The sequence below is a fragment of the Leptospira sp. WS58.C1 genome, assembly GCF_040833995.1.
GTDB classification, from domain to species: domain Bacteria; phylum Spirochaetota; class Leptospiria; order Leptospirales; family Leptospiraceae; genus Leptospira_B; species Leptospira_B cinconiae.
Genome location: NZ_CP162137.1, coordinates 711,092 through 737,528, shown reverse-complemented (window position 1 = coordinate 737,528; position 26,437 = coordinate 711,092). Strand labels below are relative to the sequence as shown.

The following is a 26,437-nucleotide window of genomic DNA, read 5'->3' as shown; positions in this document are numbered from 1 at the left end:
TAGGTACCCTTTAAACGTTTCTGATTGAAATCCGTTATATTTCGCCTTGTTTAGAGACGAGCAAGCAAACTATTCTTTCCATCGGTTTTTTTGCTCGAAAACCGGGATTCTGCGGGAAAGAAATCTTGTTTTACGCAAAAACACGTTGTCGTATAGGTTAAATATAAGAGGAACTTGGTTTTTTATCCGTTTTCTCAGAGTATATTTTATGTTTCCAAATCGTTTTCTCCCACGTTTACGAGTATTTCTATCCGCCCTGATTTCTATATTTTTCCTATTTTACTGTTCACAGAATGACAAAAATTCCAAAACGAACGATTTGATCGCGTTATCGTTACTCACAAATAGAGACCAAATTGCCGAGGCTTTAACCTCCGCTATGGATCCCGTATCGGGTTCTATGGAAGGTTTAAGTGGAGAAGGTACTTCGGTTGCGATTCGCGGAAATCGTATCGGTTGGCCGGAAAGGATCAGTTCATTAGGTCATAGGATTTGGAACAAAGGACCGAACTTCGGAGAATTAGAAGCTTATAATTTTTCGTTCAACTGTTGGGGAGGAGGAAATTATTCCCGCCAAGTATTCTCAACCGAAACAAACGCGTACGACTTCTTGGATTACATTCTGGATGGGAACGATCCTTCTACTTCTTTCTTAGCCTCTAAAGAATTCGGGAATTGTAGATTTTTACCATTCAGCAATTGGGTAATTGATGGTCTGACTGAAAATATTTGGACGAACCTTTCATCTTCTTCTCCTTTCGTACAAGACGGTTCAAATTTGAAAATTGGAGTGAATCGTACGATCCACAATTCTTTCCAAAATATTTCCGTAAAAGTGACCGGAACCGGCGCCCCTCTTTCTTATGCTACCGGAAGCCCAACTACCAATCAGGCATATTCTTTAACTTGGAATAATATTCTCACAGGCGCTTCTCCCGGAATTTCTTCTTATTCCCAAGATGTTTCCGTTCTAAGAGAAGGTTACTCCGGAGGGGATTTGCTCTTTTCCCATCAGGTTTCTTCCTTGAGCTCCTTGCAGTACGGTGCGGATAGAAGCGACTCTAATCCTTTATCTTGGTACCGTCTCTGGAGTGCGGGTACCCTACAAGTAGTTCATGTGGAGAAAAATTTCACGTTAACGGTTTCCGTAGTGGAACCTGTGAAATGGAAATATGTCGATTGTCTTCCTAGATCAGGACAAGTATCCTTTACATTGAGCGGAGATCTGACAGGTACCGGTTCCATCTCCTTCTCGGACGGATCCGGGTATTATATTTACACTGTGACAGACTCCGAGGGAAATAATTCGACGGAGCAAGGAAATATAGATTTTTCCTCTTGCAGCGTCCCTCTTTTTATTCTCTAATAATTTCCGGAAGATAGGTCCTCTTTTCTCGGTCAATTTTTCTCTTGCATAAGAATGCGCCGGGGCGAATCCTCTTGGGAAAGGACTCTTCCCGGTTTGATGAACTCGCTCTCCTTTCGTCCGATCCATTTTATCATTCTATTTTTATCCTTAATTTTTCTGATCGCTCCTCATGTACTCGGCTCTCCGGACCCGAGTAAACCCTGCTACGGAAAAAAGATCAAAGGAATGCAATGTATTCCGGAAGGTTATTTTATTCGGGGAAGTAATACCCACGATCCCGACGAGGCTCCTGAACAAAAAATTTATCTCAGCGACTTCTATATAGATCTCTATGAAGTTACAAATGAGGATTTCAGCAAATGTATAGAAGAAGGTTCCTGCAAGGATTGTCTTTATAACGGCAACTGCGATTATATAGGTCCTGCTTACGGTGATCTATATCTTAAGCCCAAACAACCTGTGTTAGGAGTGAGCTGGTATACGGCGAAAGAATATTGCGAGTGGGTAGGCAAAAGACTTCCGACGGAAGCGGAATGGGAGAAGGCAGCGAGAGGTCCCAAAGGAAATCTATTTCCATGGGGAAACAAACCTGCGAACTGTAAGTTAGCCGTCATTGAAGAAGACGAACGAAAAGGTTGTGTATACAAAAAGATCAATCCTCCGAATTTAATGCCGACTGCACCTGTCGGAAGTAGGCCCGCAGGAGTGTACGGACTATTTGATATGGCCGGAAATTCCTGGGAATGGGTCCATGACTGGTATTCCGAAAATTACAAAGTATGCGGGGAAGCCTGCAGTGGAAAAGATCCGAAAGGCCCTTGTGAGGGAGAAGATAACTGTCCCGGTTATAATAAAAAAACCTTAAAAGGAGGGTCCTGGTGGTGGCCCGCAAGTTACGCAAGAGGTTCCAAAAGAAGAGCTCACTTCCCTCAAAACTATCCTGAATACCATCATTTCGGGTTTCGTTGCGCAAAAGACGCAGGTTAAAAAGCTATACAACGGACAACACTTTTATAAACAAATACGTAAGAAGCCAAAAATGGTTATGCGAAATGAAAACAAAAAATACAAAGAAACCGATCGTTTCTCTCTTGTTGGTCCTCCTACTGGGACAATGCGGACCGACAGAGCCTTCTCCAATCGTGGGAATGGGGATCCCATTTACCATTTGGGAGCAGGATAAAAGTCCTTATATAATTTCTAACTGGGCTTTTTCCGAAGTATCTCCGGGAAATTTTTTCCACGGACATTTCCCGGTTCTACCGGGACAAGATTCAGAAAATCCTTCCGGCCAAGGCAACATATCCGAGACCCGGGACCTGGATGGATCTTTTTTAGCCGCACCTTCCAATATTTCTAACTACGATCCGAAACGAAAAGATTCCTCGTTCATATTCTTTCATTCCGTAAAAAGAAGCAAAAACGATCTGGATATATTACTTTCCGCTTATATACCTTTTTGTCCATCGGGCTGTTATCTAGGAGTAATATCGGAAGGAAAAGGACAGATAATCGTGCCGGGCGAATCGGAAGATTCCTCCAAACCCAGGATCGTAGTCATTCCTTTCCAAAATGAAGAAGTCACCTTAGCATTACAATTGTTTCCTTTTAACGGGCCAAGGAACATGATGGAAAATCCGGTAGTGGGTAGTTTTTCAGAGGTACAAACGGTTTATCTGGTCAAAGCCCTCAGAGTATTATTATTCAGCTCCTTGGAATTTTTCTCTTTCTTCTTTTTTGCGTTCATTTATATCAGAAGACCCCAAGACAAATTTAATCTCTCTTTTTCTCTTTTAAATCTTTCATTGGCGATCTGGTATCCCGCTTATGAAGGTTGGTTTCAATACATTGTGGATTCCCCCTGGACCTGGGTCATCTTCGGATATTCTTTGGGTGCATTTCTTCCTATCTTATTTTACGAATTTACGATAGGGATCTTCCAAGCTCCCAGAAACCTTCCCGGTAGAATATTACAATTTCTTTTTATTCTACTGACCATCTGGCCTTCTTTAGAATACGGACTCACAGGAGGCCACAAGTATTTCGGTAAGGTAGCCTTCCAAATATTCCTATTCATATTAGTATTCTTTTATATGAATACTCTGTATATTTTTTTCAAATATAGAAGGAGTAGCATTCTATCCTTTCGCTGGGTGGTCACGGGTCTTATACTTGTTGCGGTATCCTCTTTCTACACTGTGATGAGTTTCGCAGGTTTCGGTCCGGCTCAACCTTGGGTGAACGAAAGTTTTTTGGTCCTTACATTACTCTTCAGTTTAGCCCTTGCCAAAAGATACGCGGAAGTTTTTAGGGCCTTGGAGAAATCGGAAGGTAAACTGAAATCCCTAAACGAATCCTTGGAAAGTAAGGTAGAAGAAAGGACAAAAATTATCGAACTCCAAAAGGCGGAGCTAGTTCAAAAAGGAAGGATTTTGGCAAAAGACCTCTCAATCGCAGGAAAGATCCAAAATGCCCTGCTTCCAAGGGAACTGCCGGTTATTCCGAATGCCAAGATCTCTTATAGATACAAACCGATGATGGAGATTGGAGGCGATTTATTGGATGTGATTTACGATCCTTCCACAAGTTCCTTGGGAATGTTCATCGGAGACGTAACCGGCCATGGAGTTTCCGCGGCACTTTTGGCGTCCATGTTAAAAATGACTTTGGGCGATTGGTCTATTCTGCTTCAGGACCCATCATCCCTTCTATTACATATCCGTAATCAATTCGAAGGAAAGTTGGACGGTCATTTTATTACCGCCACCTTAGTAACCGTAGATCTGAGATCGGGTAAAACATTGATCGCGAATGCAGGGCATCCGGAATGCCTTGTTTTAAGAAAAGACGGAATTGTTGAATTTTACAGACCCAAAGGAGTAGCGATCTACGAGGCGATCCCAACAACTTACCAAACGGAATCGGTGGACTTATTACCGGGGGACAAAGTGGTATTGTATACGGATGGCATTCCGGATTCCAGAAATACAGAAGGGGAATTTTTCGGAGAAGACCGTTTGTCCGACCTGCTAAGGAAAAATTCTTTTAGACCTCCCGAAGAACTTTGCGATTCGGTTATACATGGAGTTCAGGCTTTCCAAGGAGAATTCCAACACCAAGACGACATGGCCTTACTAGTCGTAGAATATTTAGGCTAATTTATTGCACGACTAGGTTCCGTAAGTTTTAAAGAGAGTAAAGAATTTGCATATTTAGGCAAGTGAAGGTCTTCTGCGAGTTTTGCCGCTTCGTTCAAATACGAATTAATCAGATCGGCAATTTGTCTTTCTAATCGAATCTCTCCTAAAAGACCTAATATTTCTCCCTTTTTATTCCTTTTCCAGTCCGGTCTTTTTTCTTCCGGAAGGAAATAGATCATAGAAGAAATATCCTCATTTTCCAGATCTTCATTCAGATCCTGATAATCATCCAAAAGCCTCCAAGCCACACCGAAGAACTCGTACATTTTACGCACAAGTTCCGCTTGGTCCTTGGAAAAAAAAGATCTGGAAAGCAAATACGGCTGCAAGGACCAAATCCCCATTTGAGAACGAAATCTAGAGAGATGAGCCTCTAAACTTTCGGAAATTCCGATGTCTACGATCGATTTAAAATATCGATCGATAAATTCGTCAATGATCAGAACACCGTCATGCACTTCTCTCCCGAATAATTTAGTGGATTGAGCATATCTAGTCCATGCCTCCGTCCGAAGCTGAAGGATGATATGATTCGCTTTTAAGGACCCGTCCGTCAGATGATCGTCTAACGAATGAAGCAGTAACGCGGAAGAATGAGACTCAAGAAGTAACGTAAGCCATGGATTTTCCCAAGGTAAACCATGTGCTGATTCGTTGATCCAATATAGGATAGAATAACTGGGACTATAATATTTCCGTAAAAAATTAAAACCTCCCGTTATGCTGTTTTGGGAGTATTTATATAGGAATAAGACCGCTTCAGTCCTGAGAGAAATTGGCAATCCATAACAAATACTTAAAGCGGAACGATTCAGCAACTTGCAGAATTCTTCCGCCTCTCCGGGGTTATCCGAAAGACCGAAATCAAGCCTTTGCATGGTCACATTTTGAAGAATTTTCTTTTTTTTACCATTTATTTACTTCCATCTGGGAAATTTTTGTGATATTTAAGGTTTTTTATAAGTTCTTTCCGGAAAAAATATTCCATTTTAGCATTTTAGAATTTGATAACTTTTCCCCGAGGAAGGCAGTTCTTTTTAGAAAAAATAAATCGATTATTAGATTATGTCTCTTAATATGAAGAGAAAAATCCTAAAAACCCTGCGTTATACGCGCTGTTAAACGAATCCTTACAATCAAAAGATTACAAAATCGGAATACAGATTCCGCACTTCTTCCAATATTTTTCTTGCAGATTTAAATGATGAGAACATCTTCCTGAGATCGGAAGGAATAAGGTTGAGAACTTTTTTAGACTTCGTTCATACGGAAACAGTAAACCATCCTCAATTTATACTGAGTATACAAAAAGAAGATCCAAATTTTTTACAAAATTGGTTCCACACAATTGGTTATGATGTTTCTACTTGGGAATGTTCTAAATTGATCGAAACTTTTAAGACTACTTCAGGCCATAAAAAAAAGGATTAGGGTCCTCCGGCATACATTAAAATTTAATTATATATTACCCTAAGGCCGCACAGGCTTACGACCAAATTTTAGATCGCTATTCCGAATAGGACCTGCAATTGAGCGCCGTACGGATTCTGATGGCTTCTTGCCTCCTTTTCCGGTTCTTGCCAATCTTTTTGTAATTGTCGATAATCCCAATCGGTATTCGTGCCGTAAGCTCCTCTTTGTTCATGGGTAGTTCTCTCCGGATAGAGTAGTATATTTCCCCCTACATGTATAAAAAATCCGGAAGTGAAAATATATCTAAAGCCTGCCCCTGCAGAAACAAAAAGTTTTTGTTGGGAAATGTTCCAAGCATAGTCCCTATAATTCCCGCTAGGAACATAGGTCTCCGTTTTCCGTTGTTTTTCCGAGTATGTTTCCAGTCCTCCACCCGCGGCAAAATAATAAGGGCCCGAAAAAGGAAACCATTCTAGCTGGAGGGATAATTGTCTTTGGATCTTTTCAGAATTGGTAAGGGTGAATACTCCGGATAGATCGGATTGTACACCGTTCACATCCAAATCAAATCTTTGGATTACCCTTTGTTCCTGCCATTGGAGAGAAGCAGCCAACTTGGAAGAAAAATGGAATCCTGAACCGAACCAACTCAGACCGTTTGCCGTAAAACCTCCTATGAAAAATTTTCTGGAACTTCTTCTTTCAGCCTGCTCCAGTTCCCCCGGAACGGGAGCAAGACCGTTGCCGCCTTGCGCAAAAGCCGCCGGTGCAATCAATAAAATGAATAAGAAAAATAGAGCCTTTCCGCTCTTGAAGTCCAGAGAGCGGACTAAAAATTTTTGAACGAGGTTTTTTTTCATACGGGTCCGTCCAGCCGATCCAGAATTCCAAATTTATTTGGAAAGGTCAAGCTACTCGGAGGAGACGTAGACGGATCCGCCTTTCTTTAAAAATTCTTCCGATTTTTCTTTAAATCCCTCTTCCATTGCCTTCTCATCCGAAATCCCTTTCTCTTCCGCATATTTTCTCAGCTCCTGAGTCAAATGCATGGAACAGAAATGAGGCCCGCACATGGAACAAAAATGTGCGGTTTTCATTCTGTCTTGTGGAAGTGTTTCGTCATGAAAGGACTGTGCAGTATCCGGATCCAAAGAGAGAGCAAATTGGTCTTCCCATCTGAATTCGAATCTGGCCTTACTCAATAGGTTATCCCTTTCTTTGGCACCAGGATGTCCTTTGGCAAGATCGGCCGCATGAGCAGCAATCTTATAAGCGATCACTCCTTGTTTTACATCTTCTTTATCCGGAAGTCCCAAATGTTCTTTTGGAGTCACATAACATAACATTGCAGTACCGTGCCATCCGATCATTGCAGCACCGATCGCAGAAGTGATATGATCGTATCCGGGCGCTATATCGGTTACTAGAGGTCCTAATGTATAAAATGGAGCTTCTTTACAAATTTCCATCTGCAAGTCTACATTCTCCTTGATCTTATCCATAGGGACATGACCTGGACCTTCTATCATTACTTGGATATCTTCTTTCCAAGCAATCTGAGTTAGTTCTCCTAAAGTCCTTAATTCGGAAAATTGTGCCTCGTCGTTTGCATCGGCGATACTTCCTGGACGTAAACCGTCACCCAAAGAGAAGGACACTCCGTATTTTTTCATTACCTTACAAATCTCTTCGAAACCTGTGTAGAGGAAATTTTCCTGATGATGGGCCAAACACCATTTTGCGATAATAGAACCGCCTCGGGAAACGATGCCGGTCACCCTTTTGGAAGTCATCGGAATATATCGCAGAAGGACTCCCGAATGGATGGTGAAATAATCCACTCCTTGTTCCGCCTGCTCTTCCAAAGTTTCCAAAAATACGGAAAGACTTAAATTCTCCGCCTTACCTTTTACTTTTTCCAAAGCTTGGTAGATCGGTACTGTTCCGATCGGAACAGGAGAATTGCGTATGATCCATTCCCTGGTTTCATGGATATTTTTTCCGGTGGAAAGATCCATCACAGTATCGGCCCCCCATTTGATGGACCAGCGGAGTTTCTCCACTTCTTCTTCAATGGAAGAAGAAAGAGCTGAATTACCGATATTCGCGTTTATTTTTACCAGGAAGTTTTTGCCGATGATCATCGGCTCTAATTCAGGATGGTTCCTATTGGAAGGAATGATTGCTCTTCCCCTGGCGATCTCACTTCTCACAAATTCAGGATCCATCCCCTCACGTAAGGCAACGTATTGCATCTCTTCGGTTATCATTCCTTGTTTTGCGAAATACATTTGGGAATGATTTTGAACGATAGAAGGACCCGATGTTCTTTTACGGATCCATTCTTCCCTAAGTTTAGGGATCCCTACCTTCCAATCGGAAGGATTCCATCCGTCTTTCCAAGGACCTTCTGTAGTGTAAGCGTTATAAACGGTTCCGTCGGTTAAGCGTATCTCTTTTCGAGGCATCTCGAATGGAGGTATAGTTTGGTTGGATTCCATAAAGTTTCTCCCATGTTGGGGAAAATTCCGGAATCTGAAAGTGAGGAAAAGAAAAAGGATCCGGAAAGAAGTCCATGCGAAATTTATAATCTTTCGCGGATATAGATCTCGGATGTTCGTTTTTTTCCGTTTCCCTTCGCAGGCATTATCCTGATCAGGTTCCGGGGACTCTCTCAGAGACTCTTGGTCCCACCCCCAACGGTTCTCTCCATTGGATTCCTAAATTCTAGTCTTGCAAGGAGTTTTTCCGAAACTTCCCTCCGGAATTCGCGAGGAAAAATTCACTGATTTTTCTCAAAGTGCTAAAAATCAAAATAGGCGAACAAACGTAAAGATCCATGCAAAAGAGGAAGCACAAGATTATTTTTTACAACAAATGTTCAAAATAAAATCCTTTATAAAGGACTTTTTTATTTTATCCAGAATATCTGTTTGACACCCAAGTCCGCGTCGATATTGTCCTGTCCAATGCTTAGGCCCCACTATAGACATAAATGGCCTAAGTGAAAACCACTCTACTATACGAAAAGTTTAAGGAGCTATTTAAATGGTTCGTAACATCACGAAAGCTTTGCTAGTTTTCGCCGTACTTTGTTCTTCATTCGGCTTAAGCGCAAAGACTTACATCACTGGGGGCCTCGGCCTCCAATTTGACCTGGGATCATTGGGCGATACAATTGCAACTGACGGTTTGGATGCATCTGGAAGCTATGCAACTACCGATTCAACCGGGACTCAGAGCGGAGTTCTTCCTCGAAAAGCGATTATTGCTGAAAATCGTTTGCTAAGTTTGCAACATACCACAAACGGATTGATCAGCGCAAAAACTAACGGTGCAATGACCGGTCTTGTTCTTTCCTTAGGATATGAGCAGGATTTTGGAAAAGCTTTCTTCTGGAGAGCAAATGCACACTACACTCGTAAAGTTATGGGTGGAGAGACTACTGCTAAATTTGCAGGACAAACTTTTTACGATATTACTTGGGACTACCATGCACTTCAAGTTCCTGTAAACGTAGGAATCAAACTTTCCGTTACAGAAGACACTGCTTTCTATATCGGAGCAGGGGTTCACTATTTCAATGGTGGATGGAGCCTCGCAGGAAGTAACCGTTTGAACGACGTTCATACAGCTCTTGTTGGAGCAGGTGTTACAAATACTACCATCTTAGGACTAGTGGCTGACGGAACAGATCCTGTTGCAAACTGGGAAAAGACAACCTTCCAGGTTTCCGGAATTGCCCCAAACTGGTTACTCGGAGCTCAATCTAGAATTTCCGATAAAGGCCACGTTTATATGGAAGTGGAGACACTGTTTTCCTTCAAATATGGAGTTGCTTACCCAAGATCACAAGGTGGTATGGAAGGTTTAGCACCTTCCGTTGCTTATCCTCAAGTTCTTGGTGGAAACCAATACAGATTCGGATACAAACACGAAATCTAATTCTAAGATTTTTGTTTGGATTATGCAAAGGCTCTCCGTTCCGGAGGGCCTTTTTTATTCCCAATTCACCCTCTTAAGTCTTCGCCCATTCGTCTCCGTGCGAATTAACAAAAATTAATAAGTAAAATATAAGTCCCTCGCTACTAAAGAGATCCAGCCTTTTCCTCCTCTTTATCGAATGATAAATATAAATAAAGTCTGATCCAAAAAATACTCGCAGCGTTTCCTAACAATTCATTCCAATGTGATTGTTTACAAATAGTTAATGGAGACATTATAATGATACAAACCGCCAAAAGAATGCTTGTTACGTTTCTTCTCCTCCTTCTTCCGGGAGTCTTTTTAGAAGCAAAAACTTACGTAATGGGTAGCGCCGGATTACAGTTCGATCTAGGAAGCCTAGGGAGTACGATCTCTACGGATGGATTGGATTCTTCCAGTAATTATGCAACTACCGATAGTACGGGAAACACGAACGGAGTTCTTCCCCGTCTAGCCGTCATCCCGGAAAATCGTTTGCTTACATTGCAACATTCCTCCAACGGTCTGATCAGTGCGAAAACAAGCGGCGCTATGACCGGTCTCACATTGTCCATTGGATATGAACAAGATTTCGGGAAGGTCTTTTTCTGGAGAGCAAACGCCCATTATACTCGCAAGATTATGGGGGGAGATACGGAAGGAAAATTTGCAGGTCAGTCATTTTACCATATGACCTGGGATTATAATGCGATCCAAATCCCGTTAAATATCGGTATTAAACTTTCAGTTTCGGAAGATGCAGCTATATATCTAGGCGCCGGGATCCATTACTTCAAAGGTGGTTGGAGTTTAGCGGGCCATAATCGTTTGAACGATGTACATGAACTCTTAACCGCAGCAAATATTGATGATCCTACAGTTTTAGGCCTGGTTTCGAACGGAACGGATCCTTCTGCCAATTGGGAAAATACAAAATTTAACGTCTCCGGAATTGCTCCCAACTGGCTCATTGGAGCCCAAGCCAGAATAGCCGATAAGGGTCATATCTATATGGAAATGGAAACGTTATTTTCCTTTCAGTATGGAATCGCCCACCCTAGATCGGAAGGAGGAATTGTCGGCTTAGCCCCGAGTGTCGCGTATCCGCAAGTTCTCGGTGGAAACCAGTATAGATTCGGTTATAAACACGAGATCTAGGCTAGGTCCGTTCTCCCAAGAAGAGGTACAAATTTCACAGACAATCGATTCGTTTCTTCGAATCGATTTTGTCTTTTTCTTAATGTTAGAAGTAACTGAATATCTTCTTTCCATTCCACCGGAAGCACTGCAATCCCTTCTTCCGAGAGAGATTCGAAAAGGAAACTTCCGGGTCCAGGGATTTTTGGAAAACATGCGGAGGATACAAATTTGGAGAATTTTTCTTTAGACTGTGTAAAGAGTAACGCGTCTCCAAACAGGATTCGATTCCTTTTCGTAAATCCTGTAGACCAACTTTCTAAAACTTTTACGGTCCTTTCATAGAGTGCAGGTACAATTTCCAAAGAAAGAAGTTTTGCTCCTAACTGATCCAAAATAGCGGCTAAGTATCCGGAACCTGTGCCGATTTCTAAAATTGTATCTCCTGCTTTTACCCTAAGTTGATCCGCGATGTAAGCTACTATGTATGGCTGTGAAATCGTTTGCTCTTCCCCGATCGGAACTGCCTTGTCTTCATAAGAATGTTCTCTATATTTTTCGGGAAGGAAGATATGTCTGGGAACTTTTAGAAATGCGGAAAGTAGATTTGGGTCTTTGATCCCTCTATCCGAAATTTGTGTTCGAACCATTCTCTCTCTTGCAAGAACGGTCCCTGCATCGTCAAATTTGGAGACGAAGCCTAAATCAGGATTTTCCATTGACGTATAGACCCGACTCAGTATTTTGGTTTTGGGTTCGGCTCTGTAGCTCAGTCGGTAGAGCAGAGGACTGAAAATCCTTGTGTCGGCAGTTCGATTCTGCCCGGAGCCAAAACCCGATTATCCCTTCTTTCTTTCCTCTCCCAGTTTCCATAATTCGGTAAATACCAGATCTTCCACTTGTTTGCAAAGTTCGGGCTTATATAATTTTTTTACCGGCGGTTTGGGATACACATGGATCTCATCCGTGTCCGGTATATAAGTAAGCATCCGTAAAATCTGATCCTCCCCTTCAATTTCATACATCGTATAGGACATCCCTTTGGAAGGGATTATCTGAGAAGTTTCTAAGTATTTCATGATTCTACTGCTCTATCAAGTCTAGATCTTTTGGAAAGAGATTTATTCTAGGTTTTTGTTTGGGGTACTTTACTTCCATGAGTAAGTCTTAAAAAGCTTGTACTAAAAGGCCTTTCCGTATAATCTTTCCCAATGACTCGGTCCTCTCTTAGAACTGACGGAGCTTTTCTTGTCGGGATCACCGGGATGATCGGTGGTGGTAAATCCACTGCAACAAAAATCTTGGAAGAGTTGGGTGGAGTCAGGATCAGCGCCGACGAGATCGCCCGTAAATATACGGATCCGGAAAGCCCTATTTCGAAGGAATTAATAGATTCCTTAGGACAGGAAATTTTGGATGAGTCCGGTAAGGTAGATCGAAAAAGGATCGCTAAGTTGGTATTCGGAAACCCCGAAAAGCTGAAGATCCTAAACTCTTTGACCCATCCCAGGATACGTAAGGAGTTTTTAGAAGTATTAGGCGGATTAGAAGAAGGTAGCCTGGTCCTGTGGGAGGTCCCACTACTCTTCGAAACGGACTCTTATACTCTTTGTGATGCAACCGTTTGTGTGATCTCGGATCCGGAAGTTTCCTTGGAAAGGACCGTAAAAAGGGACGGGATCAGCAGAGAAGAAGCGGAAGCCAGAGCAAAAAGCCAGCTTTCTCTTCAGGAAAAAGCAAAGAAGGCCGACTATTCCATTAAGAACACAGGGGATTTACAAGACCTTCGTAAAGAATGCGAACATTTGTACGTTGAATTAAAAGGAAGAATGAAATGAAGGAAAAAATTTTCTACGTCATCAATCTGGACAATAAAAGGATCACTCTGCTTTCCCTGTTTTTAGTGGGACTTCTTTTTTCATTCTTCTTTTTAGGAGTTTCCGTCGGTAGAAAGAGAGGCCAAGTTCAAGACGACCTGGCCCTCAACTCCAACAGAGACGTACAATCCTTGTCTTCTTCCACTGTAAACCAAGCGATGGATGAATCTTCTACCGTCAAAAGGGAAGAAGAAGTTAAATTCAGAAATCTTCCTCCCGGTGCGGAAGTTGTGGATCTAAGATCCGAAGTTTCTCCCGCAAAAAAAGAAGAACCTTCCAAGATAGAAGTGGAAGCTCCGTCTTCTTCTCATCCTGAAAAAAGATTAGTTCGGAAAGAAAAGGAATCCAAAAAATTAATTCACACCTCCCCTCGGAAGGCGGCGGTCCACAAGTCTGATAATGATTTTTTCGTTCAAGTCGCGGCTTTCAAAACTAAAGAGAAAGCGGATGAACTCAGGTCGTCTTTAGGTGGAAAGTCTTACGTAAAAAAAACCAAAAACGGTTATTTTACGGTCCGGATGGGAAATTTTCCGTCCAAAGAAGACGCGGAAAGGTCCATGAAAAAACTTCCAGGCAACTTGAAAGAAAACGCTTTGGTCTCTAAGGAATAATCTTTTTTTTTAGATATTCTTCCGGCCGATCTTCCATATTTTTTCAATTGACCCAGGAACCGTGAAACCCCAAGTTCGTTGTTAACAGAAATGGATCTGAAAGAACTCGAACCAGTTCGTCTTGCCGTTGTCAGATCCACAATCGAAAGATTGCGTCACACATATTCGGATCTTTTAACATCGATTAAGGGATACGATGGAATCCCCTCTTTTTTCGAAAACAATCTCTACGCCCCCACCAACAAGGAGGAAAGAGATCATGCATTGGAAAGTTTGTACGAAAAATTAAAAACGGTCGCAGGCAAGGCAATGACCGATAATATCCATCAGATTATTCTACTGAACAAACTCACCGATTCTTTGGATTTTGATACTGCAAAGGTAGTGATCGAAAATAATCTGATGGAGGACGGAGAGATCCCTCAGGAAAATCTTTATGCCGCTTTGGGAGCCGTAGGCAGATTCGATGACCGAAGGGCCCAGATCGGGATGGTGGGGGAAACTCTGAAATTTTTCTTTTCCCTTTCCAAACTTCCTATGGTAAAACTGATCATGGCTCCGATCAAAGTTGCAGCATCCATGGTAGGAGCTACTTCTTTAGTGGATACTATGGAAGCCGGATACAATCTATCCACTAAGATCAAAGACTTGCAGCCGTTTATCGAATCGTTCGTAGATAGAGAGAATAGACTCTTAGGAAAGCTGATCAACGGCGAAAAACACGAACCGATCCAATTTTAATTTTCCGAAAGAACTTCACTCAGATTCCCTCTTGCCTTTTTTCAGATTTCCTAGATCCTTTGCTCCGGCCGAAGTTTCGGCCTTGAGGCAGACTGATGTTTATAGGTCATTACGGCGTTTCTTTCGCTTTTAAAAAAGCGGAACCCAAAACTCCTCTTTGGGCAAGTTTTGTGGGAGTTCAATTCGTAGATATTTTGTTTATGATCTTTATCTTGTTCGGGATCGAGGGTATCAGATTTGTTCCGGGATTTACGGAAATGAATAATTTCGATCTTTATTATATGCCGATCACCCACAGTTTAGTTGGAGGGATTTGTTGGTCTATTTTATGTTTTCTGATCTTTAAATTCGTCTTCTTAAGATCCAAACCATATTCGGATTCTTTAAAGAACAAGATTTCCGGGCTGATCGGTCTGACTGTTCTTTCTCATTACTTTTTGGATCTTCCTATGCACACTCAGGATTTGCCTATCTTATTCGATTCCGGTCCTAAAATAGGTTTCGGTCTTTGGCATAATAAAATTCTTTCCATCACGATTGAAGTGACTCTTACATTAATCGGTCTTATACTTTATTTCAGAGCGACGAAACCGGGCACTACTTTCGGTGGAAAATACGGAATGCAGATTTTCGGTGGAATACTTTTGGTCTTAGCGATCGCCACTCCATACTTTCCAACTCCACTGACTATTCCTGAATTTTCTATCCAGGCGTTGGTAGGTTATTTGGCTCTTGCTTTAGTTGCAGGTTGGCTGGACAACAAAAGGTTACCTGTAGAGTCTTGATCTTTAGTTCGCAAAAAGACTTCATCGGAAGTAAAAAAAGTTCATTACCTCTTTTCACGGATAAGAAACCGTTTTTACTTCTCTTGAAGGACTATTGAATTATTGTTATTTAAGTCCGTTTGGAAACTGAGAGCGTAAATCCTGAATAAACTCTTTATAACAATATTTCAACATATCCGAATGTTTAAAGTCGTTTGGAAAATGATAAAATCCAATACCCAATCCAGTTTCAGTCGGGGCCGAATATTTTTTAGAGAATACCGCCTTATTTGTCTTAGTATCTAATAAAGACAGTTCTACTTGCATTTCGCTGGATATATAAACGGAAGGAACGGGTAGTATCCAAAGATATATGTAAAAGATGGAAAGGCCGTAGGAAAAAATTTTCGCGTGTAACTCCGTGTTTAGGATCGACCCTTGGATCACATATCTGAAATTCCCTTTGCGTGACTCAAAGCTACTTTCCTTGAACAACCCCGCATTTTCCAATTCTGAGGCTAAAGCTTTACCAAAATCATCCACCGGTTTATAATTAACCCAAAGTCCGGATGTAATATGATTCTGTTGCCCATCTGGAATTTGATACGTTATCCAGCCGAAAGGCATGAGCGGTAGAAAAGCAAAACCGCCTCGATTTACATTTTCATTCGGTCTAGCGTCATCAAACGGTAGAACGGCGATAGATTCGTTTGTTAATTTATTGGCTGAAAAGTTTTTCGCTTCCGGGCGATAAACCCAAGATTGAGAAGTGGCGCATGCAGCAAAATAGAATATGGCAAATAAAAGTAAAATTCCTTTCCTTTTCTTCATTCAAATCTCTCTTTCATAAAATTATTCGTGAAGAATACCATTCCTTCCTCGAAGATTCGTCCCGACTCATGAATTGAGACCTTTGAAAGCAGGAAAAAAAAACTTGATAGATTGGTGTATTTCTACTGATCATTTCTGAATGAATTCCGCAACAAAGCTAGGTAAGCGGAAAATATTTCTCTTTTCCTCGATACTCTTGCTTTTGGGCATTCTATCCTGCCAAACTCGTTTACAATCGGAGTTACTTTCCGACCATGCAGAATTAAATCCCGATTTCGGTAGAATAGAACTCTCACCATACGCAAAAGTATTAATCGATCCTAGTGGTTCCCTTACCTTTTCGGAAATTAAAGAAGGACCGATTAATAACCTACATCCGAGTAGAAAAGACCAAATATCTTTCGGTCCGGAAGACGAAACTATATGGCTCTCGATCCAATTTACGACAAATTCTAAAGATTGGGTTTTCTTAATGGATTATCCTTGGATTGATGAGATAGACTTTACGATCATCGATTCTAAGGGAGCTTTGATAATCAGCGAAAAAACCGGAGACAAAAGATCGTTTTCCGCCCGAAGTTTGAAATATCGTCTTCCTGGAATTTACCCAAACCTAAAAGTCGGCGAAAAATATACCCTTTTTATCAGAGTAGCTTCGGAATCAGTTAAACCGGTCCGTATCTTTACCGAACCTTTGGAAATGTTCTTAGGGAGAGATCATTTTCTTGGGAGTATGTTTCCGATATTCGCCGTATGTTGTTTTCTATCGTTACTTTTAAACCTTTTCTTGGCTTACAGATGGAGATCTTTATTACCTGTTTATTATAGTTTTTTCCTTATTAGCACTCTATCCTACCAAGCCCTTTGCGAAGGATATGGTAGTGTTTATCTATATCCCGAAGGAGGATTTTGGGAAAATCGCGCCATTTTCCTTTTTGGATTCGTTGGCGCTTGTTCGGTGGCATATTTTTGGCAACGTTTGCTGATCTTGCCTACACTCGCTCCATTTTGGAGTCGGATCATCTGGCTTACTTCGACGGGATATGTGATAATTGGAGTTTTTTTAATATTAGGAATTATTAATTTTATTTTTTTAGAATATGTTATTAGAATAAATTTTTTAATATTTTCATTTTCACTCCTATGCTCCGGGATCATTGCTTATAAAGAAGGTTTTTCTCCCGCAGTATATTCCGTGACGGGTCAGTTGGGTGTTATTTTTCTTATAAATATTTTTCTTTTCGCCACGTTGGGACTAGTCCCGAGCACATCCTTTACTCGAAATGCTGTCTACATAGGATATATTTGGGAATTCATTTTCTTTTTCTTTACTCTTTCTTCTAGGATAAAATTTCTCGAAGAATTTAAAGTAGGAGAACGTGTGGATGAACGAGCTGCTGAAAAGTATAAAGTTTGGAAAAAGAGCAGATTAAAGGAGTCGGAAGGACAAGATGCAGCAGATCGAATTGAAAAGGCTCTTACTGTCCACAAATTATATACTGAGCAAGGTTTACAGTTGCAGGATTTTGCTGATTTCGTCCAACTACGACCTGACCAACTTTCAGAAATTTTGAACGTCCGCTACGGTAAAAGATTCAATCAACTAGTGAATGAATACAGAGTCGCTCACGCAATCGTACTACTACAATCCCAAAAAGAAGTAAACATCATCGATATCGCTTTCGAAAGCGGTTTTAATTCAAAAAACACGTTTAACAGGGAATTTAAGAAAATCGTTCGAATGTCCCCAAAGGAATTTCGTTCCGCAAAAAGGTGATATTCAGGTTCTTCAAACTTTCCGACTAGACCTTTTGGGTTTACTGACTACCTGTTTCGGTTTATCTTTTACGTTCTTTTTACTTAGAAGTCGGAACAAAAAAACATAAGCTAACAATCCGAAGGTCCATTTTTTCTATTCGGATCAAGACTGTGTAGTTTTTTCGTTTTTAGAAGTCGAAGAGTATTGGCCGAACCACCTCGGCCATTCGTATATTCGGATCACTCCGTAGAATTAGAAAAAGGCAAATAATAATGGCTGCAAACTCCATACAAACTACAAATTTTTCCGAAAAAGGAGCGATCAGTATAAATCGGATCCGAATCGGATTCTCCATAGTGATGCTTTTAGTAAACATTCTGGCTTTATTTTCCCAAGGTTCCAGCTCCCAAACCAGCACATTCATAAACTTTTTGATAGAACTCACGATTTTCGGCTACGGGATAGCTCAGATCATTTTGCTCAAAAAGGGAAAGCTCAAAAGTTCCTTCGTAACGCTTTGTGTATTCTTAGATATCTTAATGTATTCACTCATATTCATCACCGTAACCGTTTACGCGGCCAATACGGAAGCGATGGTCGGAACATTAAAGATGCCGTTTTTCATCATGTTGTATTTTTTCGTGATGATCTATTCCGGACTTCTGCTTTCCCCCAAAACCACTTTATTGGTAGGGTATCTGGCTCTGATCGGAACATTCTCCATGGATTATTTCGCATGGTTAAACGGAGTGGAATTCAAATACACTACGGAAAAGTCCACAGAGATCTCCGTATTTTTCGAGATTATAAGATTCGTATTTTTTGTTTTAGGAATTCACATCTTAACTTCCGTCGTAAAATTTTTGGTTTCCGTCTCGGATGTAGCGATAAAGTCCACAGTCGAAGCGGAAGCTAAAAGTGAAGAAGCGGAGAAAACTAAAAACAGAATTAAAGACGAGGCTACTGTCTTAAACAAAAACACATCCGAAATGAAAAACGAAATGGATACTTTGAATTCAGAGATCCAAAGCCAAGTCTCTAGTATGGAGCAGATCAGTGCCTCCCTAGAAGAATTAGCAGCCTCCACAGACAGCGCAGCCGAATTCGTAAAAGCACAGTTCGGCAAAATAGAAGAATTGAACAAAGAGAGTGATACATTAAACTCGATCTTAAAGGAAGTCCGTATTTCAACCGACTCACTATCAAGAACAACGGAAGAATCCAAAGTTTATAGCAAAGACGTATCCGGAGCCATGGAAGTTTTAGGAAATAATTTCGGAGAAGTAAGTAAATCCTTCCAGAAGGTCCAAGACGTAAACGATATCATGAGGGAGATCGCCGACAGGACCAACTTACTTGCGTTAAATGCTTCTATCGAGGCGGCAAGAGCCGGAGAACATGGAAAAGGATTCGCAGTAGTAGCGCAAGAAGTAGCAAAACTTGCCGACAGCGCTTCCGAAAACGCGGCCACAATTTCCAAAATTATAGGTGAGGCTGCAAAGTTGATCACAAACGGAAACACTGCTGCAGAGGAAACAAAACGTAAAGTTTCCGTCCAAGAAGCTGGATTTACTTCCATAGTGGATAACCTGAATCAATTGAGATCTAGAGTGGAGAACCAAGGACGAATCCACGAATCGTTCCTGAAATCTTTCCGAGAATTATTCGATCTATCTAGGCAGATAGAATCGATCGCAAGCGAGCAGAAGAATGGGACCAAAGAAGTAGTCCAGGCGCTTTCTTCCATCGAACAATCTTCGAATATTATTTCGGAAGGCTCCACCAGAATGAGAGCAAGCCTAGAAGAACTTTCGGAGCAGTCTAAAAGATTAGTGGTTCAGTAAACTCTGAGTCCCTTACATTTCTTTATCAGATTACCGGATTGTTAGTTAATTGAAGGTTTTACGAGTGGAGGGACTCGCCGTTTCGCAGTTTTGCTTCCTGCAAAACTCGGCTCCACGGCGTCTTTTTCGAGCCCTTTGCCATCCATGGCTCGGGACGAGTTTGTTTACGCTCCCTATGGGTCGCTACAAACTCTTTCGCTCAAAAGCTTCGAGTCCCTCGAAATATACTTAATAGAATGTTTGATTGTTCTAAAAGGAAAGTTTTTGCGAGTGGAGGGACTCGAACCCCCACACATTACTGCACCAGAACCTAAATCTGGCGTGTCTACCAATTTCACCACACTCGCGACGGGTTACGAAAGTCAGTTTTTCAACAGAAGACGTGACGTCAAGGAGATTTGGTAGGCCACCTTTCTGGATAGGCTCCGTTTAGACCTTCTCTATATTCCAACTTTGGAATAACGGCAAAATTGCCTCCGCTAAGGCTAAGTCGAACTTTTCCGTGATTTTCAGATTGTACGGATTGGATTCCACCAGTTTGGAACCGATGCCCTGTCCTTGTACCCAAGTGCATAGGTCGGTCGGTTCTGTTTCATACGGTTTTTCTAGGATCTTTTTTAGGAGATCTCCCCGTATTCCTTGGGGAGTTTTCATAAACCAGATCTTCTCCCGGTTTAAAAATTTAAAGCGGTCTTTTTCTTCTTCCAAAACGGTTTCGTGATTTTTAGAAGCGAGTGTGGCAACCCCGAACTCTTCCGTCGCTTTAGACAATCGGTCCAGATCATCTGCGGCAACGAACGGTCTTGCTGCATCATGAATGAGGATGATATCATTTGCCGAGAATTGGAGACTTGAAAGACCGGCTAACGTGGATCCGTGCCTGGTTTCTCCGCCTTCTACGATACGATCTCTTTCTCTAAGCAAGGAAGAACAAAGTGTCTCCGATCTTAAGATATAGTCTTTATGAGATACAAGAACGATACTTTTTGTTTTTCCCCAATCCAGAAAGATTTCCAGGCTATGGAGTAAGATGGATTTTCCGTTTAATTCTAAAAATTGTTTTGGAATATCGGACTTCATTCGGGAGCCTGTTCCTCCCGAAAGAAGTAGTACGTAAATATTACCCGAGGGAAACCAGGACTTCATTCTGAAGGACTTGTTCCAAGGTTTGTTTCTTGCGGACGAGTTTAACAGATCCGTCCAGATCGATCAGGACCTCCGGGGTTTCCGGATAAGAATTATAATTTTTTACGGACATGGAAGAACAATAAGCTCCAGCTCCTTCCATCACCACCAAATCACCGATCTCAGGAATTTCCGTGGTCCTAAGTTGAGGTCCGCCCCCTTCCTCTTGTGTGATCAAGTCCCCACTTTCGCAACAGTGTCCTACATATACAAAGTCGCCTGTCTTGCGTTCCGATTTTTCTTTCGTGGGGATCACTACCAACGGATGTTTTGCGGCATACAACGCCGGTCTTGTGTTCACATCCATCCCCATATCCAGTTTTACGAAAGTAACCCCCCCCACCCCTGTGTTGACGATATCGTCTACCTGAGCGAGGATGGCTCCATTATTCACCATTAAGAAAGAACCGGGTTCTATTTCCATTTTGAGCTGAATCCCTTTTTCTTTGGCATAATTTTCAAAGAGCTCTTTGACGGGTTTCCCGATGACCTGAGGATCGGTCGTTTTTTCACCGATCATTCTTCCAACTTTGAAACCTCCGCCCAGATTCACTGTTCTACAATCGGGGAATTGTGCCGCGATCTCTAAGGTATAATGTGCTACAGCCTTCCAAACTTCAGGATCGGAACCGGAACCTATATGTGTGTGGACTCGAACCAGTTTAAGTCCGTATTTAGAAACGATCTCTTTTACTTTTTCGATCTCTTCATGCCAGATACCGAAGGAGGATGTATTACCCCCCACATCCGTTTTTTTCGTTGCTCCGGAACCTAAACCGGGATTAAAACGAACGCTTACTTCTTTCCCAGGAAAGTTTTTTCCAAATTCTTCCAATTGCCGCAGAGAACACGCGTTGAATTGGACTCCTTGAGAAACCAAATCTTTCAAGGATCTCGCTAATTGTTGGGACGTGAGTAGAATGTCGGAAGGTTTAAATCCTGCGAGTATCGCACGTTGCACTTCGTGTTCAGAAGATGCGTCTATATGAATGCCCTTCTTCCTTAATATTTCCAGGATCGTGCGCCCCGGATTCGCTTTCATTGCAAAGCGTACGGTCAGACCGAAGGCGTTAGGGAATGCGAGTGCGTCGTCGCAACTTCTTTCGATTCCTGTACGAGAGTACACAAAAACCGGAGTCCCGTAATTTGTTGCGATTTTTCTAGCTTCTTCTGGAGTCAAAAATTTAAGATTTTCTATTGATTGCATAGGGTTAGAGGGTTTTCTAGATCCTTCTAGGCCATCTTTTAGAGCGGTCCGGGTTTTTTCAAAGGCAAAATTCCGATATGGCAGGCAAAATCACTCATCTCGAAGCTCTTTCTCAAGTCTGCAAACATTTGGATCACGGGACGGCGGAACAAAGAAAGATTGCAAAACTTTTAAGAGAAGAAGGCACCCGTAAGTTTGCCAATATAGGTGCAATCGCTCCCGATATTTTCTATTTTTATCATGTTCTTTCCCCTGTTCGGACCAAAAAGGCCCTTCCTTGGGGCGACCTAAGCCATCACGAAAACGTTTTGGAATTGGTGCTGAATTTTTTGGACGGAGTCCTCACTGTCGAAGAAGGAATCTATAGAGACCGTTTTCTCGCATTCACCCTTGGTTATATCATCCACTGCGCAGTGGACATTGTCACTCATCCTTATATCTTTTTTATCTCCGGTGATTATTATAGTCCGGATAAACAGATCAGTTCAAAAGCACAATACAATCATATGAGAGTGGAATTCGCTTTGGATTCTTGGCTCCTGGATTTCAGATGGGGAATGACCCCGAAAGCGTACGATTTCGTACAACATGTGGATGTGATCTTCAAAGGAAAAGATGGGAAGAAAAAAATGGACCCTATGCTTTGGAACTTTTGGCTGAAAGGTTTAAAAGCCACTTTCCCAAAAGATTTCAAAGAAAAGTATATAGGCTCCGAAGAAAAGATCATCCCGGGAGATATCCTTAACGAATCCTTCTTAGGTTATTTGTATTTTCATAGATACTTGGATTCCAGAAGCAAAATAATTAGGGCCGCACTTAGATTTTTAGACAATATCACTTTACATAAAGTAAATTCCTCCGTGCTGATGCTCCCTCTAAAGGAACATATAGACAAAAGGATCATGAACGAAGAAAAAAGAGAATGGTCTTATCCTGCGGACCCCAACCTGATCCGAAACGATTCTTTTGTAGAGTTGATCAATAAGGCATGCGAGTCCGCAAAGGATGCGGTGACAAATGCCTGGGGTTATGTTCACGACAAAACTTCTCGTTCTTCTTTGATCAAGGAATACCAAGGATACAATCTAGACACCGGACTTAGGTTCCACGGTATCGATAAGATGCGCCAATTTTCGCCTTTATAAAAAGCAGAAATTAAAACAAATGAAACACGAACCCGTAGATTTTTTCACAAGATATTTCGTAGTACTCTTTAGGGACAGGGTCCAATCCCGTCTAAATTCTTCCGATCCTGTGCGTAAACTGATCTATCTTGTTTTGGGACTGATCTTCTTAAACGGATTTTTATTCGTATTCTCCATCAAAGATATTTGGCAGGTCCCGAAAGCGGACCGTTACGAAAAACCTTCCCTTCTATTCGGGATCAACTCCGAAGGAAAGTACGAACCGATCGCGGAGTTTTATAGATTCTCCCGAGTAGTGATCTCGGATCAAGATCTTCCCGGCGGTTGGGAAGATAATAAAGTGATTCGCTGTTTTGTTTCCACAGAGGATAATAATTTCAGATCCCACAAAGGTCTGGATTTACGCGGAATTTTTAGAGCTACCATGGTCAACCTTCTTGCAGGAAGAGTAAAAGAGGGCGCCTCTACGATCACTCAGCAGGTCGCTAGATTAAAATTCTTAAACACGGAAAGGTCCTTCTTACGAAAGGCAAGAGAAGCTTGGCTGGCACTTCTTTTAGAATTGGTATTCGATAAGAAAACCTTAATGGAAATCTATCTAAACGAGATCCCTCTCGGACACGGTACCATAGGAGCGGGAGCGGCGGCCAAATTTTATTTCAGAAAAGATATCAAGGACTTAAGCTGGGGAGAAGCGGCACTTCTTGCAAGTTTGACCACAAGACCCAAGGAATTTTCTCCATTAGTGAATCCGAATACATCAGCCTCCAAGGTCAGAGTTGTATTCAAAAAACTTGTGGAAAACGGGATCCTGGACGTGGAAACCGCCGAGAGAGAATTCGAAACATTCTCCGAATATTATATAACCTTAAATCGTTCTCCTAATGATTCCGCATTTTCGGACCGTCTGAACAAATTCCCTTATTTTACGGAATATGTCCGTAAAAACCTAGCCCGCTATATACCTTCTCAACAGATCTACGAGGGCGGTCTGAAGATCTATACCACCTTAAATATACAGCATCAATCCCAGGCCGAAAAAGCGTTGGCTGCAGGTTTAAAACAACAGACCCAACTATCCAACCAAAGGGCTTTTACTAAGATCGATTCCTTCGAGGATACCTACGGTTCTACATTCAAACTTTTAGCGGAACTCCATGATCTTCCCGAATTCAAATTTAAGATCTCCAGGTCATACAGGACATTCAATAGAGCCTGGCAGGAAGAATTCAGAGACGATTTAGCCGTTTTAAATTTGATTTCCGGGACTGAGATGTTAGGAGAAGCAATCGACTGGAATTATAGGACTCAGGCTACAGAAGACCATTTACTTCCTGTAGAAGGTGCATTAATTTCCATTCGTCCGGACACAGGTTATATCACCGCAATGGTAGGAGGTTCGGGATTCCGCTCGGACAACCAACAGATCCGCGCATTTCAAGCGTACAGACAACCAGGTTCCGCATTCAAACCGTTAGTATACGCTTCCGCGATGGAATATTATCATGAACATCCGGACGATAAGAAAAATGTTACTGCCGCTTCTTTATTCGACGATTCTCCGTTGCAGTACGTGTTGGAAGACGGAGACGAATGGAACCCAAGCAATTATTCGGGAGAATATTCCGGATTTATCCGCTTGAGAGAAGCGCTCGAACTTTCCAGAAATAGTGTTGCCGTCCGATTATTGGAACATACCGGTCTAAATAATCTTCTGCCAAAACTGGAAAAACTCTTACAAGTGGAGAATAGAAATCTTCCTAAAGACTTTTCGATCGCATTAGGAAGTTTTGAAGTTTCTCCGTACGAACTCGCAAGGTCTTATGCCGTATTTGCTTCCGGAGGAAAACAAGTTTTTCCTCTCAGTGTTCTGTATGTAGAAGATGAACAAGGAAATCTGATCAAAGATTTCCGAAAAGAATTCGAATCCAAAGAACGAAAAAGATTACTCTCTCCTGAAACAAGCTATGTGATCACTTCGATGATGGAAGATGTGATCAAAAAAGGAACCGGAACGGGGGCCAGGTCATACGGACTCACTCGCCCTGCCGCTGGAAAAACGGGAACCACAAATAATTTTAGGGATGCTTGGTTCGCAGGTTATACTCCGGAACTTGTTGCAGTTGTTTGGGTGGGTTATGATACCGGAACACTTTCTCTCGGCAGAGGAATGTCGGGCGCAGTTGTGGCCGCTCCTATCTGGGGAAGATTTATGGCAAACGCACTAGCCAAAGAAAAATCAAGACCGTTCGATTTCGGAGACGCAAAAATTGTACGCAGGACCATCTGTTCCATCTCCGGAAAACTTCCCGGTTCCCATTGTTACCAAACGGAAGAAGAAGTTTTCGACAAAGACACAGTTCCGAAAGAAGTCTGCGAAGACCATAGAGGAATGACTGAGCCGGATCCGACCCCCACCCATACCACGGACCCAGGAACGACTAAAAAGAAAAAACCGAATCTCTTTGAAGGAGACGAGGACGTTATTCGTTAGGGATTGAGTGCAGTGTTCGCGATGCTAAGGTTGCGACGAATTTAAAATTTGACTTCGCTGCGCTTCAGTCACCGGCTCAAGCAAGCTTGGTCGTTTTCTCGCTCCCTACGGGTCGCTGCGAAAGGTGACGAGGATGTTATTCGTTAGGGACTGAGTGCAGTGTTCGCGATGCTAAGGTTGCGACGAATTTAAAATTTGACTTCGCTTCGCTTCAGTCACCGACTCAAGCAAGCTTGGTCGTTTTCTCGCTCCCTACGGGTCGCTGCGAAAGGTGACGAGGACCTAATAAGATAAATTTCGCATAGAGGACACGGAGATCACGGAGGGTTTTTAGATTTCCCCCAACTCAGTGTCCTCTGTGCGAAACCTTTCCCGATTATCTTCCGCAAAAAGAGTTGTCGATTTCGGAACCGCCCACCAAATAGATGAATCAGCAGTCAGGAGTAACAGATGGCCATCGGTAAGGATAATAATAACAGCGTAATCGGCCCGGGTTCCATTTTTGAGGGCAAATTCTATATCGCTGGTTCCCTACGTATCGACGGAAAATTCGAAGGGGAAATTAAAACCGACGACGCATTATTTATTGGAGAAACCGGTAAGGTCCGCACTAACATTTCGGCAAGAGAAGTGATCGTTGCCGGAACCTTGATCGGAAACATTAAGGCGGAAACAGAAGTCCGCTTGGAAGAAACCGGACGTCTCTTAGGGGATATTATCGCTCCCGCTCTTTCCCTGGCAAAAGGTGTGGTAGCAAAAGGAAATATCACTGTAACAGGCGGACAAAAGAAAGACGTTAAAAAGATCGTGGAAGAATCTTTTGGCGGCACAAGGACTCTGGACAACGGTAAGGAAGAATAACTCTAAGGCCTCGAGTTCTTTTTCCCACCTCTT

At 42.1% G+C, this 26,437-nt stretch carries 23 protein-coding genes, 2 tRNA genes and 1 riboswitch; of the genes, 16 read left to right on the top strand and 9 right to left on the bottom strand.

Annotated elements, in window-relative coordinates:
- Positions 1 to 379: 379 nt before the first annotated feature.
- From AB3N61_RS03435 to AB3N61_RS03425, 3 genes are all read left to right on the top strand, one after another.
- Positions 380 to 1,366, top strand: coding sequence for a hypothetical protein (locus AB3N61_RS03435; protein WP_367898483.1), 987 nt, complete (start codon positions 380 to 382; stop codon positions 1,364 to 1,366).
- 99 nt (positions 1,367 to 1,465) lie between these two features.
- The gene (locus tag AB3N61_RS03430) at positions 1,466 to 2,356 is read left to right on the top strand and encodes a formylglycine-generating enzyme family protein (RefSeq protein WP_020771295.1); all 891 of its coding nucleotides are present in this window, start codon (positions 1,466 to 1,468) and stop codon (positions 2,354 to 2,356) included.
- Between the two features lie 65 nt (positions 2,357 to 2,421).
- On the top strand, positions 2,422 to 4,527 hold the full coding sequence (locus AB3N61_RS03425; protein WP_020771431.1) for a PP2C family protein-serine/threonine phosphatase: 2,106 nt from the start codon (positions 2,422 to 2,424) through the stop codon (positions 4,525 to 4,527).
- On the opposite strand, the gene AB3N61_RS03420 is transcribed toward AB3N61_RS03425, so the two are convergent.
- Complete coding sequence (locus tag AB3N61_RS03420) at positions 4,524 to 5,447, bottom strand: hypothetical protein (protein WP_367898482.1); 924 nt, start codon at positions 5,445 to 5,447, stop codon at positions 4,524 to 4,526. The two genes, AB3N61_RS03425 and AB3N61_RS03420, sit on opposite strands and share 4 nt — an antisense overlap.
- A 361-nt stretch (positions 5,448 to 5,808) precedes the next feature.
- Here AB3N61_RS03420 and AB3N61_RS03415 point away from each other — a divergent pair, with 361 nt between their 5' ends.
- Positions 5,809 to 6,000, top strand: a complete 192-nt coding sequence (locus tag AB3N61_RS03415; RefSeq protein ID WP_367898481.1) for a hypothetical protein — start codon at positions 5,809 to 5,811, stop codon at positions 5,998 to 6,000.
- Positions 6,001 to 6,068: 68 nt separating this feature from the next.
- Here the strand turns inward: AB3N61_RS03415 and AB3N61_RS03410 are convergent, their stop codons facing one another.
- Positions 6,069 to 6,842: a hypothetical protein gene (locus AB3N61_RS03410; RefSeq protein WP_367898480.1), complete on the bottom strand. Its 774-nt coding sequence runs from the start codon at positions 6,840 to 6,842 to the stop codon at positions 6,069 to 6,071.
- Between the two features lie 51 nt (positions 6,843 to 6,893).
- Positions 6,894 to 8,483 (bottom strand): phosphomethylpyrimidine synthase ThiC, encoded by a 1,590-nt coding sequence (thiC, locus tag AB3N61_RS03405; RefSeq protein ID WP_020771346.1) that lies wholly within the window; start codon positions 8,481 to 8,483, stop codon positions 6,894 to 6,896.
- 114 nt (positions 8,484 to 8,597) lie between these two features.
- Positions 8,598 to 8,690: riboswitch (TPP riboswitch) on the bottom strand.
- 340 nt (positions 8,691 to 9,030) lie between these two features.
- On the opposite strand from thiC, the gene AB3N61_RS03400 reads away from it, so the two are divergent.
- Together AB3N61_RS03400 and AB3N61_RS03395 are read left to right on the top strand one after the other, a co-directional pair.
- Positions 9,031 to 9,927, top strand: coding sequence for a porin OmpL1 (locus AB3N61_RS03400; RefSeq protein ID WP_257588113.1), 897 nt, complete (start codon positions 9,031 to 9,033; stop codon positions 9,925 to 9,927).
- A 279-nt stretch (positions 9,928 to 10,206) separates the two neighbouring features.
- The gene (locus tag AB3N61_RS03395) at positions 10,207 to 11,106 is read left to right on the top strand and encodes a porin OmpL1 (RefSeq protein ID WP_367898479.1); all 900 of its coding nucleotides are present in this window, start codon (positions 10,207 to 10,209) and stop codon (positions 11,104 to 11,106) included.
- Here the strand turns inward: AB3N61_RS03395 and AB3N61_RS03390 are convergent.
- Positions 11,103 to 11,804: a protein-L-isoaspartate O-methyltransferase family protein gene (locus AB3N61_RS03390; RefSeq protein ID WP_020771170.1), complete on the bottom strand. Its 702-nt coding sequence runs from the start codon at positions 11,802 to 11,804 to the stop codon at positions 11,103 to 11,105. The genes AB3N61_RS03395 and AB3N61_RS03390 overlap by 4 nt on opposite strands.
- A 39-nt stretch (positions 11,805 to 11,843) precedes the next feature.
- Between AB3N61_RS03390 and AB3N61_RS03385 the strand changes: the two genes are divergently transcribed.
- A tRNA-Phe gene (locus AB3N61_RS03385) sits at positions 11,844 to 11,916 on the top strand.
- A gap of 8 nt (positions 11,917 to 11,924) precedes the next feature.
- Here the strand turns inward: AB3N61_RS03385 and AB3N61_RS03380 are convergent.
- The gene (locus AB3N61_RS03380) at positions 11,925 to 12,164 is read right to left on the bottom strand and encodes a hypothetical protein (protein ID WP_036090732.1); all 240 of its coding nucleotides are present in this window, start codon (positions 12,162 to 12,164) and stop codon (positions 11,925 to 11,927) included.
- A 132-nt stretch (positions 12,165 to 12,296) separates the two neighbouring features.
- Between AB3N61_RS03380 and coaE the strand changes: the two genes are divergently transcribed.
- The 4 genes from coaE (at position 12,297) to AB3N61_RS03360 (ending at position 15,099) form a co-directional block, all read left to right on the top strand.
- Positions 12,297 to 12,923: a dephospho-CoA kinase gene (gene coaE, locus AB3N61_RS03375; protein ID WP_036090729.1), complete on the top strand. Its 627-nt coding sequence runs from the start codon at positions 12,297 to 12,299 to the stop codon at positions 12,921 to 12,923.
- Positions 12,920 to 13,573, top strand: coding sequence for an SPOR domain-containing protein (locus AB3N61_RS03370; protein ID WP_020771217.1), 654 nt, complete (start codon positions 12,920 to 12,922; stop codon positions 13,571 to 13,573). Before coaE ends, AB3N61_RS03370 begins: the two co-directional genes overlap by 4 nt.
- A gap of 90 nt (positions 13,574 to 13,663) precedes the next feature.
- Complete coding sequence (locus AB3N61_RS03365) at positions 13,664 to 14,314, top strand: FFLEELY motif protein (protein ID WP_367898478.1); 651 nt, start codon at positions 13,664 to 13,666, stop codon at positions 14,312 to 14,314.
- Between the two features lie 95 nt (positions 14,315 to 14,409).
- The gene (locus tag AB3N61_RS03360; protein ID WP_367898477.1) at positions 14,410 to 15,099 is read left to right on the top strand and encodes a hypothetical protein; all 690 of its coding nucleotides are present in this window, start codon (positions 14,410 to 14,412) and stop codon (positions 15,097 to 15,099) included.
- 105 nt (positions 15,100 to 15,204) lie between these two features.
- On the opposite strand, the gene AB3N61_RS03355 is transcribed toward AB3N61_RS03360, so the two are convergent.
- A complete protein-coding gene (locus tag AB3N61_RS03355) occupies positions 15,205 to 15,909 on the bottom strand; it encodes a hypothetical protein (RefSeq protein WP_367898476.1) in 705 nt (234 codons plus the stop codon).
- A gap of 202 nt (positions 15,910 to 16,111) precedes the next feature.
- On the opposite strand from AB3N61_RS03355, the gene AB3N61_RS03350 reads away from it, so the two are divergent.
- Positions 16,112 to 17,686, top strand: coding sequence for a 7TM-DISM domain-containing protein (locus AB3N61_RS03350; protein ID WP_367898475.1), 1,575 nt, complete (start codon positions 16,112 to 16,114; stop codon positions 17,684 to 17,686).
- Between the two features lie 254 nt (positions 17,687 to 17,940).
- Complete coding sequence (locus tag AB3N61_RS03345) at positions 17,941 to 19,512, top strand: methyl-accepting chemotaxis protein (protein WP_020771414.1); 1,572 nt, start codon at positions 17,941 to 17,943, stop codon at positions 19,510 to 19,512.
- Between the two features lie 265 nt (positions 19,513 to 19,777).
- On the opposite strand, the gene AB3N61_RS03340 is transcribed toward AB3N61_RS03345, so the two are convergent.
- The 3 genes from AB3N61_RS03340 to AB3N61_RS03330 form a co-directional block, all read right to left on the bottom strand.
- Positions 19,778 to 19,859 (bottom strand) — tRNA-Leu (locus AB3N61_RS03340).
- An 82-nt stretch (positions 19,860 to 19,941) separates the two neighbouring features.
- Positions 19,942 to 20,658, bottom strand: a complete 717-nt coding sequence (locus tag AB3N61_RS03335; RefSeq protein WP_367898474.1) for an IspD/TarI family cytidylyltransferase — start codon at positions 20,656 to 20,658, stop codon at positions 19,942 to 19,944.
- On the bottom strand, positions 20,633 to 21,904 hold the full coding sequence (locus AB3N61_RS03330; RefSeq protein ID WP_367898473.1) for a diaminopimelate decarboxylase: 1,272 nt from the start codon (positions 21,902 to 21,904) through the stop codon (positions 20,633 to 20,635). The genes AB3N61_RS03335 and AB3N61_RS03330 overlap by 26 nt, the downstream gene beginning before the upstream one ends.
- Before the next feature lie 77 nt (positions 21,905 to 21,981).
- On the opposite strand from AB3N61_RS03330, the gene AB3N61_RS03325 reads away from it, so the two are divergent.
- The 3 genes from AB3N61_RS03325 (at position 21,982) to AB3N61_RS03315 (ending at position 26,404) form a co-directional block, all read left to right on the top strand.
- Positions 21,982 to 23,049 carry a zinc dependent phospholipase C family protein gene (locus AB3N61_RS03325; RefSeq protein ID WP_367898472.1) on the top strand — a complete coding sequence of 356 codons (1,068 nt, stop codon included), beginning with the start codon at positions 21,982 to 21,984 and terminating at the stop codon, positions 23,047 to 23,049.
- 19 nt (positions 23,050 to 23,068) lie between these two features.
- On the top strand, positions 23,069 to 25,543 hold the full coding sequence (locus tag AB3N61_RS03320; RefSeq protein WP_020771141.1) for a penicillin-binding protein 1A: 2,475 nt from the start codon (positions 23,069 to 23,071) through the stop codon (positions 25,541 to 25,543).
- A gap of 450 nt (positions 25,544 to 25,993) precedes the next feature.
- A complete protein-coding gene (locus tag AB3N61_RS03315; RefSeq protein ID WP_008593196.1) occupies positions 25,994 to 26,404 on the top strand; it encodes a bactofilin family protein in 411 nt (136 codons plus the stop codon).
- Positions 26,405 to 26,437 lie beyond the last annotated feature (33 nt).

What these genes read in the sequence shown, in the direction of transcription:
- AB3N61_RS03330 (WP_367898473.1), bottom strand. Translation starts at nt 21,904, where the DNA reads ATGCAATCAATAGAAAATCTTAAATTTTTGACTCCAGAAGAAGCTAGA.
- AB3N61_RS03410 (WP_367898480.1), bottom strand. Translation starts at nt 6,842, where the DNA reads ATGAAAAAAAACCTCGTTCAAAAATTTTTAGTCCGCTCTCTGGACTTC.
- AB3N61_RS03425 (WP_020771431.1), top strand. Translation starts at nt 2,422, where the DNA reads ATGAAAACAAAAAATACAAAGAAACCGATCGTTTCTCTCTTGTTGGTC.
- AB3N61_RS03360 (WP_367898477.1), top strand. Translation starts at nt 14,410, where the DNA reads ATGTTTATAGGTCATTACGGCGTTTCTTTCGCTTTTAAAAAAGCGGAA.
- AB3N61_RS03335 (WP_367898474.1), bottom strand. Translation starts at nt 20,658, where the DNA reads ATGAAGTCCTGGTTTCCCTCGGGTAATATTTACGTACTACTTCTTTCG.
- AB3N61_RS03395 (WP_367898479.1), top strand. Translation starts at nt 10,207, where the DNA reads ATGATACAAACCGCCAAAAGAATGCTTGTTACGTTTCTTCTCCTCCTT.
- AB3N61_RS03345 (WP_020771414.1), top strand. Translation starts at nt 17,941, where the DNA reads ATGGCTGCAAACTCCATACAAACTACAAATTTTTCCGAAAAAGGAGCG.
- AB3N61_RS03380 (WP_036090732.1), bottom strand. Translation starts at nt 12,164, where the DNA reads ATGAAATACTTAGAAACTTCTCAGATAATCCCTTCCAAAGGGATGTCC.
- AB3N61_RS03430 (WP_020771295.1), top strand. Translation starts at nt 1,466, where the DNA reads ATGAACTCGCTCTCCTTTCGTCCGATCCATTTTATCATTCTATTTTTA.
- AB3N61_RS03435 (WP_367898483.1), top strand. Translation starts at nt 380, where the DNA reads ATGGATCCCGTATCGGGTTCTATGGAAGGTTTAAGTGGAGAAGGTACT.
- AB3N61_RS03420 (WP_367898482.1), bottom strand. Translation starts at nt 5,447, where the DNA reads ATGCAAAGGCTTGATTTCGGTCTTTCGGATAACCCCGGAGAGGCGGAA.
- AB3N61_RS03315 (WP_008593196.1), top strand. Translation starts at nt 25,994, where the DNA reads ATGGCCATCGGTAAGGATAATAATAACAGCGTAATCGGCCCGGGTTCC.
- AB3N61_RS03365 (WP_367898478.1), top strand. Translation starts at nt 13,664, where the DNA reads ATGGATCTGAAAGAACTCGAACCAGTTCGTCTTGCCGTTGTCAGATCC.
- thiC (WP_020771346.1), bottom strand. Translation starts at nt 8,483, where the DNA reads ATGGAATCCAACCAAACTATACCTCCATTCGAGATGCCTCGAAAAGAG.
- AB3N61_RS03355 (WP_367898476.1), bottom strand. Translation starts at nt 15,909, where the DNA reads ATGAAGAAAAGGAAAGGAATTTTACTTTTATTTGCCATATTCTATTTT.
- AB3N61_RS03320 (WP_020771141.1), top strand. Translation starts at nt 23,069, where the DNA reads ATGAAACACGAACCCGTAGATTTTTTCACAAGATATTTCGTAGTACTC.
- AB3N61_RS03400 (WP_257588113.1), top strand. Translation starts at nt 9,031, where the DNA reads ATGGTTCGTAACATCACGAAAGCTTTGCTAGTTTTCGCCGTACTTTGT.
- AB3N61_RS03325 (WP_367898472.1), top strand. Translation starts at nt 21,982, where the DNA reads ATGGCAGGCAAAATCACTCATCTCGAAGCTCTTTCTCAAGTCTGCAAA.
- AB3N61_RS03370 (WP_020771217.1), top strand. Translation starts at nt 12,920, where the DNA reads ATGAAGGAAAAAATTTTCTACGTCATCAATCTGGACAATAAAAGGATC.
- coaE (WP_036090729.1), top strand. Translation starts at nt 12,297, where the DNA reads ATGACTCGGTCCTCTCTTAGAACTGACGGAGCTTTTCTTGTCGGGATC.
- AB3N61_RS03390 (WP_020771170.1), bottom strand. Translation starts at nt 11,804, where the DNA reads ATGGAAAATCCTGATTTAGGCTTCGTCTCCAAATTTGACGATGCAGGG.